The sequence below is a fragment of the Streptomyces sp. NPDC088915 genome (assembly GCF_044749825.1).
GTDB lineage: Bacteria > Actinomycetota > Actinomycetes > Streptomycetales > Streptomycetaceae > Streptomyces.
The window spans coordinates 327,495-341,663 of the sequence record NZ_JBIVIR010000004.1 but is presented as its reverse complement, the minus strand read 5'-3'; the positions used below and the strand labels follow the sequence as shown (position 1 = coordinate 341,663).

Genomic DNA, 14,169 nt, shown 5'->3' with positions numbered 1-14,169 from the left:
GGCTGTCCAGACCCCGGACGGGGCGGTGCCGACGGCCCGTCACCCTGCGCGCTGTTACGGCCGCTTCGTCTCCGGGACTCATTCCGGAAACGTTGTCCCCGGCCTCTTGCAGCGCTCGCCGAAGCGCGGTTATAACGTTGTAAAGCCAGAGCGGCCACCCCCTCGGACGGTCGCTGCGGGCCTTGACGTTCCCAGGTCGGGGCCTTGATCCAGAGCGATCGAGGCCGTCGCCGGCCGTGCACCGAAGGTCCGCCGGCCCATCGCGGCGGACCGGCTCCTCTTCCCGCCCCGCGCGACCGCACGCCACTCGGCGGTGCTGTCCCCCCGCCAAGGAGTGTCCTTCCGATGAACCTTCTGTCGACCCTTCCGCGCAGATCCCGCACGCTCTCCGTCGCCTGCGCCGTCGCGGCCTCCGCCGCGCTCGCCCTCTCCGGCTGCGCCAAGTCCGAGACCGCGGACAACGCGGGCGGCGACAGCGGCCAGGGCGCCCAGACGGTCCAGACGCCGACCGCGTCCGCCGGTTCGGGCTGCACCCTCACCACCTACGGCGCCCCGAAGCTCGACCTGAAGAACGCGATCGTCGGCTTCTCCCAGTCGGAGAAGGAGGCCAACCCCTTCCGCATCGCCGAGACGCGGTCCATCAAGGACGAGGCCGCCAAGGTCGGCGTCAAGAAGCTCCTCACCACCAACGCGCAGTCCCAGCTGTCCAAGCAGATCAGCGACATCCAGGACATGCTCGCCCAGGGCGCCCAGTTCCTCATCGTGGCCCCGCTCAACTCCGACGGCCTGGAGCCCGCCTTCCAGGCCGCCGCCGCCAAGAAGGTCCCCGTCCTCACCATCGACCGCAAGGTCAACGCCGCCGCCTGCAAGGACTACCTGGCCTTCCTCGGCTCGGACTTCGTCGAGCAGGGCAAGCGGGCCGCCGACGCGATGGTCGAGGCGACCGGCGGCAAGGGCAAGGTCGCGATCCTGCTCGGCTCCTCCGGCAACAGCGTCACCACCGACCGCACCAAGGGCTTCGTCGACCAGGTGAAGGCCACGGCCCCCGGCCTGGAGATCGTCGCCCAGCAGACCGGCGAGTTCGCCCGCGACAAGGGCCAGCAGGTCATGGAGCAGCTCATCCAGTCGAAGCCCGACATCACGGCGGTCTACGCCGAGAACGACGAGATGGCCCTCGGCGCCGTCACCGCCCTCAAGGCGGCGGGCAAGGCCCCGGGCAAGGACGTCAAGGTCGTGTCCATCGACGGCACCCGCAACGCCGTCCAGGCCCTGGCCAACGGCGAGTTGAACGCCGTGATCGAGTCCAACCCGCGCTTCGGCCCGCTGGCCTTCGCCACCGCGCAGAAGTTCTACGCGGGCGAGGGCATCCCCGAGGACGTCATCATCTCGGACCGCTCCTACGACCCGGCCAACGCCAAGGAGTCCCTCGGCGGGGCGTACTGACGCACGGCCGGTACGCACGCACGGCCGGTACGCACGCACGCACGGCCGGTACGGGCGCGAAGCCGGTACCGGCGTGCGACCGGTACGCGCACGTCCTGCGCACCGCCCCCCGATCCGTACGGGCCGGTGCCGTGGTTCCGGCGGGAACCGCGGCCCGGTCCGTACGCCCACCGGCCCGGGCCTCCGCCCGGCCGCGGGGCCGCCCCGCCTCCCCGCCCGCGGCGGTCTCGCTCACCGTCGCGCGGCGACGGGGGCGGCCCCGACCCCTTCTCACGACACCTCTCCGGAAGGCCACGTTCATGGCACCCCCCGAAACGGCGGCGTCCGCGGCGAGCGGCACCGCGCCCCCGGCCGCCCCGACGGTGCTGGAGGCCCGCGGCGTCGGGAAGCGCTTCCCCGGCGTGGTCGCCCTCGACGACGTCTCGTTCGCCCTCCGCGCCGGCGAGACCCACGCCCTCGTCGGCGAGAACGGCGCCGGCAAGTCCACTCTCATCAAGGTGCTCACCGGCGTGCACCGCCCGGACGGCGGCGAACTGCTCCTGTCGGGACGGCCGGTGCGGTTCGCCCGTCCCTCCGAGGCGCAGGAAGCGGGCATCTCCACGATCTACCAGGAGGTGAACCTGGTCCCGCTGATGAGCGTGGCCCGGAACGTCTTCCTCGGCCGGGAGCCCAAGAACCGCCTGGGCCTCATCGACTTCGCCCGGATGCACGCCGAGGCCGCGGAACTCCTCGGCGGCTTCGGCGTCACCGTCGACCCCCGCCGGGCACTGAACACCCTGGGCATCGGCACCCAGCAGATGGTCGCCCTCGCCCGCGCGGTCTCCGTCGAGGCCCACGTCGTCGTCATGGACGAGCCCACCTCCTCCCTGGAGCCGCGCGAGGTCGAGACCCTCTTCCGCGTCATCGACGACCTGCGCCGGCGCGGCATCGCCGTGGTGTACGTCAGCCACCGCATGGACGAGCTGTACCGGATCTGCGACCGGGTCACCGTCCTGCGCGACGGCCGGCACGTCCACACCGGCCCGCTCGCCGAACTGGACCGCGTACGGCTCGTGTCCATGATGCTGGGCCGCGAGATCTCCGAGGTGCGCCGGCACGGCGTGACGAGCTTCGGCGCCGAGGGCCACGACATCACCCGCGAACCCGTCCTGACCGCCACCGGCCTGACCCGCCGCCACCAGCTGGACGACGTCTCCCTCGCGCTCCACCCCGGCGAGGTCCTCGGCCTCGGCGGCCTGCTCGGCTCCGGCCGCAGCGAGACCGCCAAGGCCCTGGCCGGCGCCCTGCCCCTGGACGCGGGCGAGGTCCGCGTCGGCGGCACGCCGCTCGGCCGCCCCTCCTCCGCGAGCGCGATCCGCGCCGGGATCAGCCTCCTCCCCGAGGACCGCAAGGCCGAGGGCATCGTCCCCGGCCTCTCCGTCCGCGAGAACATCGTGCTCGCCGCCCTGCCCCGGCTCTCGCGCGCCGGCATCGTCTCGCGCGAGCGGCAGGACCGGGTGGTCGACGTCTTCATGAAGCGGCTGCGGATCAAGGCGTCCAGCCCCGAGCAGAAGGTCGGCGAACTCTCCGGCGGCAACCAACAGAAGGTCCTCCTGGCCCGCTGGCTCTGCCTCGAACCGAAGGTCCTGCTGCTCGACGAACCCACCCGGGGCATCGACGTCGGCGCCAAGGCCGAGGTCCAGGCCCTCATCGACGAACTCGCCCGGGAGGGCCTCGCCGTCCTGCTGATCTCCTCCGACATCGAGGAGCTCGTCGAGGGCGCCGACCGGATCGTCGTCCTCAGGAATGGCGCCGCCGCCGGCGAACTCGTCGGCGAGAACGTGTCGGAGGGGGCCCTGCTCGCGGCCCTCGCCGACCACGCGCCGCCCGCCGGAGGAACCGGCCCCGCACCCCTCGTGAAAGATCCCGCACCCACCGCCCCGGCCGCCGAGGAGGACCCCCGATGACCACCCAGGCCACCGCGGCACCGACCCGCGCCGCCGGGACCCGGCCGAACGCCGCCGCGTGGTTCCAGGAGTACGGCGTGTACGCCGCCGTGGCCGCGCTCCTGCTGTTCAACGCCCTGTTCACCGACCACTTCCTCACCGCCGACAACCTCCGCACCCAGCTCGTCCAGGTCGCCCCGATCGTCATCGTGGCCCTCGGCATGGCCCTGGTGATCGGCACCGAGGGCGTCGACCTGTCCGTCGGCTCCGCCATGGCCCTGGCCACGGCGCTGCTGCCGCTCTACCTCGGCTACGGACTCGTCCCCGCCCTGCTCGTCGCCCTCCTCGCGGGCGCCGTCGTCGGCGCGGTCAACGGCACCCTGGTCTCCGTGGTGGGGCTGCAACCCATCGTCGCGACCCTCGCCCTGTTCGTCGGCGGCCGCGGCCTCGCGCTCGTCATGGCCGACGGACAGCTCAAGCAGATCGTCAACCCCGACCTGCTCGCCCTCGGCACCGGCAGCCTCCTCGGCGTCCCCCTGGTCGTGCTCGTCGCCGGGGCCCTGGCGCTCGCCGTCGCCCTCCTCGTCCACCGGACCACCTTCGGCCGCCAGGTCGTCGCCATCGGCGGCAACCGCGCCGCCGCCACCCTGGCCGGCCTGCCCGTGAAGCGCGTCCTGACCGGGGTCTACGTCCTGTGCGGCGTCCTCGCCGCCCTCGCCGGCATCCTCGCCACCGCCCGCCTCACCGCCAGCGACCCGTCCTCGCTCGGCACCCTGATGGAACTCTCCGCCATCACCGCCGTCGTGGTCGGCGGGACCCCGCTCAGCGGCGGCTCCGTCCGCGTCCTCGGCACCGTCGCGGGCGCCCTGCTCATGCAGCTCCTGCGCGCCACCCTCGTCAAGCACGACCTGCCCGACTCCACCGCCCAGATCGCCCAGGCGGCCATCATCGTCGCCGCCGTCTACGTCGCACGGGAGCGCCGATCCCGATGAACCCCACCTCCTCCCTCACCGCACCGGGGACGGGCGCTCCCGCGCCCGCCGACGCGGCGAAGACCGGCTCCGCGGCCACCGGCGCCTCCGCCCCCGAGCGCCTCCTCTCCCTGGTCCAGCGCCAGGGCGTGCTCGCCGTGCTCCTCCTCGTCGTGGTGATCGCCTCCTTCGCGTACCCCACCTTCCCCACCCTCGACAACGCCCGCGGCGTCCTCGTCCAGGCCTCGTTCCTCGCGATCGTGGCCCTCGGCATGACCCTGGTGATCATCACCGGCGGCATCGACCTGTCCGTCGGCTCCGTCTTCGCCCTCGGCGGCGTCCTCGCCGCCTGGGCCTCGCAGTGGGGCCTGCTGCCGGCGCTCCTCGTCCCGCTCGTGGTGTGCGGCGCGATCGGCCTGCTCAACGGCCTGCTCATCGCCCGCGCCGGCATGGCGCCCTTCATCGTCACCCTCGCCTCGCTCCTGGGCGCGCGCGGCCTGCTGCTCGCCCTCACCCACGAGGGCGCCACCACCCACCTGGTGCCCAAGGGCTCGGCGTTCGCCGCGCTCGGCCAGGGCGACGTCCTCGGCTTCGGGTACCCGATCCTCGTCGCGCTCGCCCTGTTCGGCGCCGGCGGCGTCGTCCTCCAGCGCACCTCCTTCGGACAGACCCTGTTCGCCGTCGGCGGCAGCGGCGACGCGGCCACCCTCATGGGGCTGCCCGTCGCCCGCGCCAAGGTGACGGTGTACGTGCTCAGCGGTCTGCTCGCGGGCTTCGCCGGGGCCCTCAACGCGGCCCGCCTCTCCTCCGGCGTGACCGTCATCGGCACCGGCATGGAGCTCGACGCCATCGCCGCCGTCGTCATCGGCGGCACCCTCCTGGTCGGCGGCGCCGGCTCGGTCAGTGGCACCCTGTGGGGCGTCCTGCTGCTCGCCGTCATCCAGAACCTCATCAACCAGATCGGCTCGCTGAACTCCTCGTACCAGTCGGTGGTCAGCGGAGGCTTCCTGATCCTCGTCGTCGTGGCGCAGCGGTACGTTTCACGGAGCAGAAGAACGCTCTGACGCCGGAGCCCACCCCACCCGGACCATCCGGACCACCGGTCCGCCCGGTCAGAGCCGAACCAGAGGAGTTCCGTGGGCGTCAGCCTCAAGGACGTCGCGCAGCGGGCCGGCGTGTCGATCAAGACCGTGTCCAACGTGGTGAACAACTATCCCCACGTCACCCCCCAGATGCGCGCCAAGGTGCAGCGGGCCATCGACGAGCTCGGCTACCGGCCGAACCTCACCGCCCGGCACCTGCGCAAGGGCCGCACCGGCATCATCGCCTTCGCCGTGCCCGAGCTGGGCAACCCGTACTTCGCCGAGCTGGCGGGCGCCGTCATCGACGCCGCCGCCCAGCACGACTACACCGTGCTTGTCGACCACACCGCCGGACTGCGCGAGCGGGAGCTCCTGGTCTGCCAGGAGTTCCGCTCCCACGTCATCGACGGCCTCATCCTCAGCCCCATCCACCTGGAGAACGACGACCTGCTCGCCCGGCAGGAGACCTCGCCGCTCGTGCTGCTCGGCGAGCGCGAGTACGAGGCGCCGTACGACCAGATCGCCATCGACAACGTGGCCGCCGCCCGCAGCGCGGTCCGGCACCTCCTCGGCCTCGGCCGGCGGCGGATCGCCTTCCTCGGCTCCCGCACCGGCCGCGAACGCCAGCCCGCCCACCTGCGCCTGCGCGGCTGGCGCGAGGAACTCACCGCCGCGGGCGTCGCACCCGACGAGAGCCTGGTCGTCGCCACCGACGGCTACGGCCGGGGCGACGGCGCCGCCGCCATGGCGGAGCTCCTCGGGCGGGGCGCCCGGCCGGACGCCGTCTTCGCGTACAACGACCTGATCGCCCTCGGCGCGATGCGCACCCTCGCCGAACGCGGCCTGCGCGTGCCCGAGGACATCGCCGTGGTCGGCTTCGACGACATCGAGGAGAGCCGCTACGGCGCCATCGGCCTCACCACCGTCCGCCCGGACAAGCAGGCCATCGCCCGGCACGCCGTCGACCGGCTCGTCGCACGCCTCGCGGGCGGCACCGTCACCGAGCCCCGGCGCATCCGACCCGGCTACCGGCTCGCGGTCCGCGAGTCCACCGGCGGCGCCCACACGGTCGCACCGGCCCGCGGGGGAGGGGACGCGGACTGACCGCCGCCCGCCCCGCCCCCGCGCCACACTTCCCCCGCCCACCCGTCCCGAGGACTCCCCATGCCCCGACCCACCGCCCGTCACCGGCCGTTCGGCACCACCCCGGAAGGAGAGGACGTCACCCTCTGGCACCTCGCCTCCCCCTCCGGCGTGTACGCGGAGATCCTCACCTACGGGGGCGTCCTGCACGCCCTCGGCGTCCCCGACGCCACCGGCCGCACCGGGAACGTCGTCCTGTCGTTGCCCACGCTCGACCGGTACGCCGAGAAGAGCCCGTACCTCGGGGCGCTGATCGGCCGCTACGCCAACCGCATCGCCCACGGCCGCTTCCCCCTCGACGGGACGGTCCACCAGATCCCCGTCAACGACCGGGGCCACGCCCTGCACGGCGGCCCCCGGGGCTTCGACGCCAGGGTGTGGGAGGCGGAGCCCTTCACCGACGGCGACACGGCCGGGCTGCGGCTGCGGCTGCGCAGCCCCGACGGCGACATGGGCTTCCCCGGCGCGCTCGACGTCACCGCCGTGTACGCGCTCGACGCCGCCGGCACCCTCGCCCTGGACTGCGCGGCCACCACGGACCGCACGACCGTCGTCAACCTCAGCCACCACGCCTACTTCAACCTGGCGGCGGACGGCGGGGACGTCCTGGACCACACCCTCGGGGTGGACGGCGCCGGATACCTGCCCGTCGACCCCGACGGCATCCCCCTCGGCCCGGTCGCGGACGTCACGGGAACCCCCTTCGACCTGACCTCCCCGCGCCGCCTCGGCGACGGCGTCCTGGCCGACGGCGACGAACAGATCCGCCGCGCCGGCGGCTACGACCACTGCTGGGCGCTCTCCGGCGGGGAGGCCGGGGAGACCGCCGTGCCGCGCCGGGCCGCGCGGCTCGCCGCCCCGGGCGGGACGCGCGCGATGGAGGTGTGGACGACCGCCCCCGGACTCCAGGTCTACACGGCCAACCAGCTCGACGGCACCCTCACCGACCCCGCCGGCCGCCCGCTGCCCCGCCACGGGGCGGTGTGCCTGGAACCCCAGCACTTCCCCGACGCCCCCAACCGCCCCGCGTACCCCAGCGCGGTACTGGAACCGGGGGCCGTCGGCCGGCGCCGCACCGAGTTCCGCTTCCCCGGCCTGCCGGGGTGAGGCCCCTCAGACCTCGGGGGGCTTCTCGGTGACCCGCGTCCCCGGGTGCGCCAGGGCGAACAGGAAGGCCACGGCCAGCGCGATCGCCATGCCGTAGAAGACCCACTGGTTCGCCTCGGCGAAGTCCATGCGGATCGCGTCGCCCGCGCCCTGGAGTGCCTTGGCGACGGGCCCGTCCCCGGTGGGCGCCCGGCCGTCCGGATGGCCGGTGACCGCCTCCGCGACCCTCCCGGCCGTCGCCTCCGCCTCGGCCGGCGGCAGACCGCGCCCGGTGAGCGTGTCGGTGATCCGGTTCGCGGAGACGTGCGCGAGGACGGTGCTGAAGACGGCCATGCCGATGGCCGCCGCGTAGTTGCGGACGGTCTGCGTGATGCCGGTGACCTCGCCGTACGAGGCGCCGATGGAGCGGTTGACGGCGTCGGTGGAGGCGGGGGCGAGCAGGAACCCGATCCCGGCGCCCGCCATGGCCGCGTACGGCCACTGGTCGTGCATCGACAGGTCGGTCAGCTTCTGGGCCCACAGGTAGAAGCCGACCGCGCCGAGCGCGCAGCCGATCTTCATGGCCGGGCGGGCGCCGCGCTTGTCGAGGATCTTGCCACCCCACTGGGAGGCGATGCCGAAGCCGATGAAGAAGTACAGCAGGAACAGCGCGGCCTGGTTCGGCGAGGCGCTCAGCGACACCTGGGCGTACACCGACGCGAAGAAGAAGACCGGGACGAAGGCGAGCATCGCGAAGAACAGCACGAGGCTGTCGATCGTGAACGCCCGGTCCCGGAAGACGTCGAAGTTGATCAGCGGCTGCGCGGTGCGCCGCTCGTAGGCGTGGAAGAGCACCAGGACGACCGCGCCGCCGATGATGCACGCCCAGGTCGCGACGCTGCCCCAGCCCCAGGACGACGCCTGCTGGAAGCCGAGGACGCCCAGGCCCATGCCGACGGCGACCAGGACGGCGCCGACCACGTCGAGGCGTTCGCGGCGGCGGCTCTCGGGGACCCGGGCGAGCACGGTGAGCACGATCGCGACGACGGCGACCGGCACGTTCACCCAGAAGATCGCCCGCCAGGTCCAGGCGGTCAGCCAGCCGCCGAGCAGCGGCCCGATGGCCGTCAGGGCGCCGGAGAGCCCGAAGAACAGGGCCAGTGCCCGGCCGCGCCGCTCCACCGGGAAGACCGCGATGACCACGGCGAGCGCCGCCGGGAACATCAGCGCGGCCCCCAGGCCCTGCGTGGCACGGAAGACGATCAGCCAGGTCAGCGCGAAGTCCCCGGAGGGCACGCAGCCGCACAGCGCCGACGAGATCACGAAGAGCAGCGTCCCGGTCAGCATGACCCTGCGGTGTCCGAAGATGTCGGAGAGCCGCCCGCCGAGCGCGAAGAACGCGGCGAGGGAGAGCAGATAGGCGTTGACGACCCACTGCATCCCGGAGGCGGAGAGGCCCAGCTCGGCCGTGATGTTCGGGGCGGCGATCGAGACGATCGTCTGGTCGATGAACGTCATCGACACCGCGAAGAGCATGGCCGCGAGCGCCAGCTTCTGGCGGGGAGCACGCGAGACGGCAGCGCCGTCCCGCGTGGCCGTGGAGTTACCAGCCATGCTTCGATGGTCTCCCCGGACCTCCGGGCGTGCATGCCGAGCCGTCGCTCCGGCGGCCCGCGAGGCGTCGGACGCGGAAGACCGAACCGACGAACTCCGCGAGGAGCCGTTCCTCGAGCGGCCGCGGCATCGCGTCGAGCAGGACGAGCACCGGTGCCGTCCGCGCGGGCGGGCCCCCGTCGCCGTCGAGCCCCGCGAACGCCGGGACGGCGGCGATCCCGTCCGGGCCGAGCCGGCCCGGGGTGAGCCGCGTCTCACCCGCCCCGCACGGCCTTGCTATGCAACTCGTTGCATAGCAAGATCGGGCGCATGGCGCTCGACCACGCGATCCTCGTGTCCCTGCTCGAGAAGCCCGGATCCGGCTACGAGCTGGCCCGGCGCTTCGAGCGGTCCATCGGATACTTCTGGACCGCCACCCACCAGCAGATCTACCGCGTGCTCAAGCGCATGGAGGGCGACAGCTGGATCGACGTCCGGGACGTGCCCCAACAGGGGCGCCCGGACAAGAAGGAGTACTCCGTCGCCGGACCGGGGCGGGACGCGCTCTCCGCGTGGCTGCACGAACCGATCGAGCCCGAGAGCGTGCGGCACGACCTCGCGGTGAAGATCCGGGGCGCCGCCTTCGACGACCCGGCCGCGCTGATCGGCGAGGTCGAGCGGCACCGGAAGGCGCACACGGACCGCCTCGCCCACTACCTCGCGGGCGAGACCCGCGACTTCGGGGAGCCGGGGCGGACGGCCGACGGTCTCCTCGACGCGGAACGCGAACTCCAGCACGTCGTGCTGCGGGGCGGCATCGCGTACGAACGCATGATGATCGCCTGGCTCGACGACGTCCTCGCCACGCTCGCCCGCTTCGAAGCGGGGCGCTGACCCCGGGGCCGCGCGCCCCTCCCGCACCACCCCTCACCACCACCCTCACCCCTCGTTCCGAGCCGGAAAGGCGGACGTCATGGCCGACCCGCTGCTGTTCCACCCGCACACCTACGACCCGGCGCACTTCGACCCGGAGACCCGCCGGCTCCTGCGCGCCACCGTCGACTGGTTCGAGGCGCGCGGCAAGCGCCGGCTCATCGAGGACTACCGGACCCGTGCCTGGCTCGGCGACTTCCTCGCCTTCGCCGCCGAGGAGGGCCTCTTCGCCACCTTCCTCACCCCCTCCTCCGCCGCCGGCGAGGACGAGGGCGACAAGCGCTGGGACACCGCCCGCATCGCCGCCCTCAACGAGATCCTCGGCTTCTACGGCCTCGACTACTGGTACGCCTGGCAGGTCACCATCCTCGGCCTGGGCCCGGTCTGGCAGAGCGACAATGCCGCCGCCCGCGCCCGCGCCGCCGAGCTCCTCTCCCAGGGCGAGGTGTTCGCCTTCGGCCTCTCGGAGAAGACCCACGGCGCCGACATCTACTCCACGGACATGCTGCTCACGCCCGACGGCGAGGGCGGCTTCCGCGCCACCGGCTCCAAGTACTACATCGGCAACGGCAACGCCGCCGGACTCGTCTCCGTCTTCGGCCGCCGCACCGACGTCGAGGGCCCCGACGGCTACGTCTTCTTCGCCGTCGACAGCCGCCACCCGGCGTATCACCTGGTCAAGAACGTCGTCGACTCCTCCAAGTACGTCAGCGAGTTCCGCCTGGAGGACTACCCGGTCGCCGCCGGGGACGTCCTGCACACCGGCCGCGCCGCCTTCGACGCCGCCCTCAACACGGTCAACGTCGGCAAGTTCAACCTGTGCACCGCCTCCATCGGCATCTGCGAGCACGCGATGTACGAGGCCGTCACCCACGCGCAGAACCGCGTCCTGTACGGCCGCCCCGTCACCGCCTTCCCGCACGTGCGGCGCGAGCTGACCGACGCCTACGTCCGGCTCGTCGGCATGAAGCTCTTCAGCGACCGGGCCGTCGACTACTTCCGCACCGCCGGCCCCGACGACCGCCGCTACCTCCTCTTCAACCCCATGACGAAGATGAAGGTGACCACGGAGGGCGAGAAGGTCATCGACCTGATGTGGGACGTCATCGCCGCCAAGGGCTTCGAGAAGGACAACTACTTCGCCGAGGCGGCCGTGGAGATCCGGAGCCTGCCGAAGCTGGAGGGCACCGTCCACGTCAACCTGGCGCTGATCCTCAAGTTCCTGCGCAACCACCTCCTCGACCCGGTCGCCCACGAGCCCGTCCCGACCCGCCTCGACGCGGCCGACGACACGTTCCTCTTCCGCCAGGGCCCGGCCCGCGGCCTCGGCTCGGTCCGCTTCCACGACTGGCGCGCCGCCTACGACGCGTACGCCCACGTCTCCAACGTCGCCCGCTTCCGCGAACAGGCCGACGCACTCTGCGAGTTCGTCCTCAAGGCCGCCCCGGACGAGGAGCAGAGCCGCGACCTCGACCTGCTGCTCGCCGTCGGCCAGCTCTTCGCGCTCGTCGTCCACGGACAGCTCGTCCTGGAGCAGGCCGCCCTCACCGACCTCGACGAGGACGTGCTCGACGAGCTGTTCGCCGTCCTGGTCCGCGACTTCTCCGCGCACGCCGTCGAGCTGCACGGCAAGGACTCCGCGACCGAGCAGCAGCAGCTCTGGGCGCTCGGCGCCGTCCGGCGCCCCGTCGTCGACGAGGCCCGCTCGGGCCGCGTCTGGCAGCGCGTCGAGGCCCTTTCGGGCGCGTACGAGATGACGCCCTGAGCCCTCCCGGCTCGTCCACCATGTGGAAAGGCGACTGAGACGGTCGGGGCCTCTGCTATCGTCCGGCCCATGCAGCACACCGCCACCCTCGCCATGATGCGAATGATGCCCCCGCCCCCGGAGGCGCTTCGCTAGCGAAGCCGTGTGCGCGCAGGACGCGACGGACCCTCCGGAAACGGAGGGTCCGTTTTTTGTTGCCCGGACCCGGACCCGGACCCGGCCACCGGGTCCGCGAGCCGGACCCCGACCCCGCCCCCCACTCCCACCGCACGTCTCCCGACAGAAGGGCGAAGTACCGCCATGACCCTTCCCCCGGTCGTCTCCCTCACCGACTGCTCCGACCCCAACGCCCTCGCCCGCCAGTCCACTCGGATCGCCGCCCTCTTCGGCTCCACACCGACCGTCCTGCCGCTCGGCGGACCGGACCCGGAGGGCGCCGCCGCCCTCACCCTGCTCGACCTGCTCCGCTCCACGGACCTCATCGGCGGCCCCAGCCGCCCGGTCGTGGTGCTCGTCAACATCGCGCCGAGGGACGGGCACTGGCCCAACGGCGTGCCCTTCTGCTCCTTCCGCCACGGCGACCACCTGGTCGTCAGCACCCTGAACCAGCGGGTCCTCGCCCCGCTGGCGGCCTACCTGGACCTGACGGAGGTGCGGGTCACCGACGTCCGCGAGGTGCTGGAGGCCGCCGCCGGCGACTGGGCCGAGCTGACGCCGGCCGAGATCGAGGAGATGGTACGGACCCAGTTCCGCAGTCTGTGGTACGCGCCCCTGCTGGCCCGCTGGCTGGTGGACGGCCACCCCGTCCCCGCCCGGACGACGGCGGTGCGTCCGCCCGTCGACGACGACGTACGGATCGCCGTCGTCGACAACTTCGGCAACTGCAAGCTGGACCGCCCGGCCGCCGACCTGCCCGGCTACGCCACCGCCGAAAGCCTGCTCGTGCGCAACCGGCTCGACGGCCGCGACGTCCCGGTGCGCTGTTACGACCGTCTCCCCGACGTCCCGCTCGGCGAACCCGGAATCACCGTCGGGAGTTCCGGTATCGGATTCGCCGAACTGGTGGTTCGCGGCGGTTCCGCGGCAGATGTCTTCGGCCTGCGCCAAGGCGATCGAGTCATTCATCTCACTGGCTGACATGTTATCAACGCGTTACTCCGGAAGCGGTCTTCGAGATTGACGCCGCTCTCCGTCGAACGGAATGCTGAAAAGCATGTCCGGAACTCTTCTGCTGGTACGCCGCCGCCACGTGGACCACGTGCGCTGCGCGGCCGATCTGTGTCGCTGAGCACACAGCACCGGCCCTCCTTTCCCGTACTTCTCCCGGACTTCCCCCGAAGGACCTCTGATGTCCCGTACCCGCATGTCTCTCGCGGCTTCCGCCGCCACCGTCGTCGCGCTGACGGCGGTCGGCTGCGCGCCCCAGCCGCAGAGCACCCCTGGACCGGCCGGCGCCGAGAAGGCCGCCCCGTGCACGACCGACAGCCCGAGCCTCCACGAGCGCGGCCGGCTCACCGTCGCGACGGATTCCCCGGCCTACGAGCCGTGGTTCGACAGCAACACCCCGTCCAACGGAAAGGGATTCGAAAGCGCCGTGGCCTACGCGGTGGCCGAGAAGCTGGGGTTCGCACGCGACCAGGTGAAGTGGGTCGTCGAGCCCTTCGCCCATTCCTACGCCCCCGGGAAGAAGGCTTTCGACTTCGACATCAACCAGATCTCCATCACGCCGCAGCGCGCGAAAGCCGTCGATTTCTCCACCAGTTACTACACGGCCAATCAGGCCGTCCTGACGCTCGACGGATCCCGGTTCGCGAAGGCCACGTCCCTGAGCGCCTTCAAGGACGCCGAGATCGGCGTGCAGGTCGCGACGACCAGCTACCAGGCCGTGCTCGACCAGATCAAGCCCTCGAAGCGGCCGAGCGTCTTCAGCACCACCAAGGACGAGGTCACCGCGCTGCGGAACGGCCAGATCGACGCGATCGTCACCGACCTGCCCACGGTCTTCTACCTGGCCGGAGCGGAGCTGGAGAACGGCGAGATCGTCGGCCAGTTCGGCTACGCGGGCGGCACCCCCGAGAAGTTCGGCCTGCTCCTGCCGAAGAACAGCGGGTACACCTCCTGCGTCAACCGGGCCCTCGACGCGCTCAGGGCGGACGGAACGCTCGCGAGGCTCACCACGCAGTGGCTCTCCGCCTCGGCGAACGTCCCCGAGCTGAAGCACTGACGGG

General features: G+C 72.4%; 11 protein-coding genes. 10 read left to right on the top strand and 1 reads right to left on the bottom strand.

Going from position 1 to position 14,169, the window contains the following annotated elements; genetic code table 11:
* Positions 1 to 345 precede the first annotated feature (345 nt).
* The 6 genes from ACIP5O_RS09995 to ACIP5O_RS09970 all read left to right on the top strand — a co-directional run bounded on the left by ACIP5O_RS09995 (position 346) and on the right by ACIP5O_RS09970 (position 7,671).
* Positions 346 to 1,443, top strand: coding sequence for an ABC transporter substrate-binding protein (locus ACIP5O_RS09995; protein ID WP_401290808.1), 1,098 nt, complete (start codon positions 346 to 348; stop codon positions 1,441 to 1,443).
* A gap of 299 nt (positions 1,444 to 1,742) precedes the next feature.
* Positions 1,743 to 3,389, top strand: coding sequence for a sugar ABC transporter ATP-binding protein (locus tag ACIP5O_RS09990; protein ID WP_401290805.1), 1,647 nt, complete (start codon positions 1,743 to 1,745; stop codon positions 3,387 to 3,389).
* Positions 3,386 to 4,360: an ABC transporter permease gene (locus tag ACIP5O_RS09985; RefSeq protein WP_401290803.1), complete on the top strand. Its 975-nt coding sequence runs from the start codon at positions 3,386 to 3,388 to the stop codon at positions 4,358 to 4,360. The genes ACIP5O_RS09990 and ACIP5O_RS09985 overlap by 4 nt, the downstream gene beginning before the upstream one ends.
* Positions 4,357 to 5,403, top strand: coding sequence for an ABC transporter permease (locus ACIP5O_RS09980; protein ID WP_401290801.1), 1,047 nt, complete (start codon positions 4,357 to 4,359; stop codon positions 5,401 to 5,403). Before ACIP5O_RS09985 ends, ACIP5O_RS09980 begins: the two co-directional genes overlap by 4 nt.
* A gap of 72 nt (positions 5,404 to 5,475) precedes the next feature.
* Positions 5,476 to 6,525 (top strand): LacI family DNA-binding transcriptional regulator, encoded by a 1,050-nt coding sequence (locus ACIP5O_RS09975; protein WP_401290799.1) that lies wholly within the window; start codon positions 5,476 to 5,478, stop codon positions 6,523 to 6,525.
* Positions 6,526 to 6,585: 60 nt separating this feature from the next.
* Complete coding sequence (locus tag ACIP5O_RS09970; protein WP_401290796.1) at positions 6,586 to 7,671, top strand: aldose epimerase family protein; 1,086 nt, start codon at positions 6,586 to 6,588, stop codon at positions 7,669 to 7,671.
* 6 nt (positions 7,672 to 7,677) lie between these two features.
* Here ACIP5O_RS09970 and ACIP5O_RS09965 read toward each other — a convergent pair whose 3' ends face one another.
* Complete coding sequence (locus tag ACIP5O_RS09965; protein WP_401290793.1) at positions 7,678 to 9,264, bottom strand: MFS transporter; 1,587 nt, start codon at positions 9,262 to 9,264, stop codon at positions 7,678 to 7,680.
* 309 nt (positions 9,265 to 9,573) lie between these two features.
* Between ACIP5O_RS09965 and ACIP5O_RS09960 the strand changes: the two genes are divergently transcribed.
* The 4 genes from ACIP5O_RS09960 to ACIP5O_RS09945 all read left to right on the top strand — a co-directional run bounded on the left by ACIP5O_RS09960 (position 9,574) and on the right by ACIP5O_RS09945 (position 14,165).
* The gene (locus ACIP5O_RS09960; protein ID WP_401290790.1) at positions 9,574 to 10,137 is read left to right on the top strand and encodes a PadR family transcriptional regulator; all 564 of its coding nucleotides are present in this window, start codon (positions 9,574 to 9,576) and stop codon (positions 10,135 to 10,137) included.
* A 79-nt stretch (positions 10,138 to 10,216) separates the two neighbouring features.
* Entirely contained in the window at positions 10,217 to 11,941 is a 1,725-nt protein-coding gene (locus tag ACIP5O_RS09955) for an acyl-CoA dehydrogenase family protein (protein WP_401290787.1), read from the top strand.
* 300 nt (positions 11,942 to 12,241) lie between these two features.
* Entirely contained in the window at positions 12,242 to 13,078 is an 837-nt protein-coding gene (locus tag ACIP5O_RS09950; protein WP_401290784.1) for an SAM hydroxide adenosyltransferase, read from the top strand.
* Between the two features lie 226 nt (positions 13,079 to 13,304).
* Positions 13,305 to 14,165 carry an ABC transporter substrate-binding protein gene (locus ACIP5O_RS09945; protein WP_401290781.1) on the top strand — a complete coding sequence of 287 codons (861 nt, stop codon included), beginning with the start codon at positions 13,305 to 13,307 and terminating at the stop codon, positions 14,163 to 14,165.
* Positions 14,166 to 14,169 lie beyond the last annotated feature (4 nt).

Coding starts and splice junctions, on each gene's coding strand:
- ACIP5O_RS09985 (WP_401290803.1), top strand. CDS start 3,386: ATGACCACCCAGGCCACCGCGGCACCGACCCGCGCCGCCGGGACCCGG.
- ACIP5O_RS09955 (WP_401290787.1), top strand. CDS start 10,217: ATGGCCGACCCGCTGCTGTTCCACCCGCACACCTACGACCCGGCGCAC.
- ACIP5O_RS09945 (WP_401290781.1), top strand. CDS start 13,305: ATGTCTCTCGCGGCTTCCGCCGCCACCGTCGTCGCGCTGACGGCGGTC.
- ACIP5O_RS09965 (WP_401290793.1), bottom strand. CDS start 9,264: ATGGCTGGTAACTCCACGGCCACGCGGGACGGCGCTGCCGTCTCGCGT.
- ACIP5O_RS09995 (WP_401290808.1), top strand. CDS start 346: ATGAACCTTCTGTCGACCCTTCCGCGCAGATCCCGCACGCTCTCCGTC.
- ACIP5O_RS09960 (WP_401290790.1), top strand. CDS start 9,574: ATGGCGCTCGACCACGCGATCCTCGTGTCCCTGCTCGAGAAGCCCGGA.
- ACIP5O_RS09990 (WP_401290805.1), top strand. CDS start 1,743: ATGGCACCCCCCGAAACGGCGGCGTCCGCGGCGAGCGGCACCGCGCCC.
- ACIP5O_RS09970 (WP_401290796.1), top strand. CDS start 6,586: ATGCCCCGACCCACCGCCCGTCACCGGCCGTTCGGCACCACCCCGGAA.
- ACIP5O_RS09980 (WP_401290801.1), top strand. CDS start 4,357: ATGAACCCCACCTCCTCCCTCACCGCACCGGGGACGGGCGCTCCCGCG.
- ACIP5O_RS09950 (WP_401290784.1), top strand. CDS start 12,242: ATGACCCTTCCCCCGGTCGTCTCCCTCACCGACTGCTCCGACCCCAAC.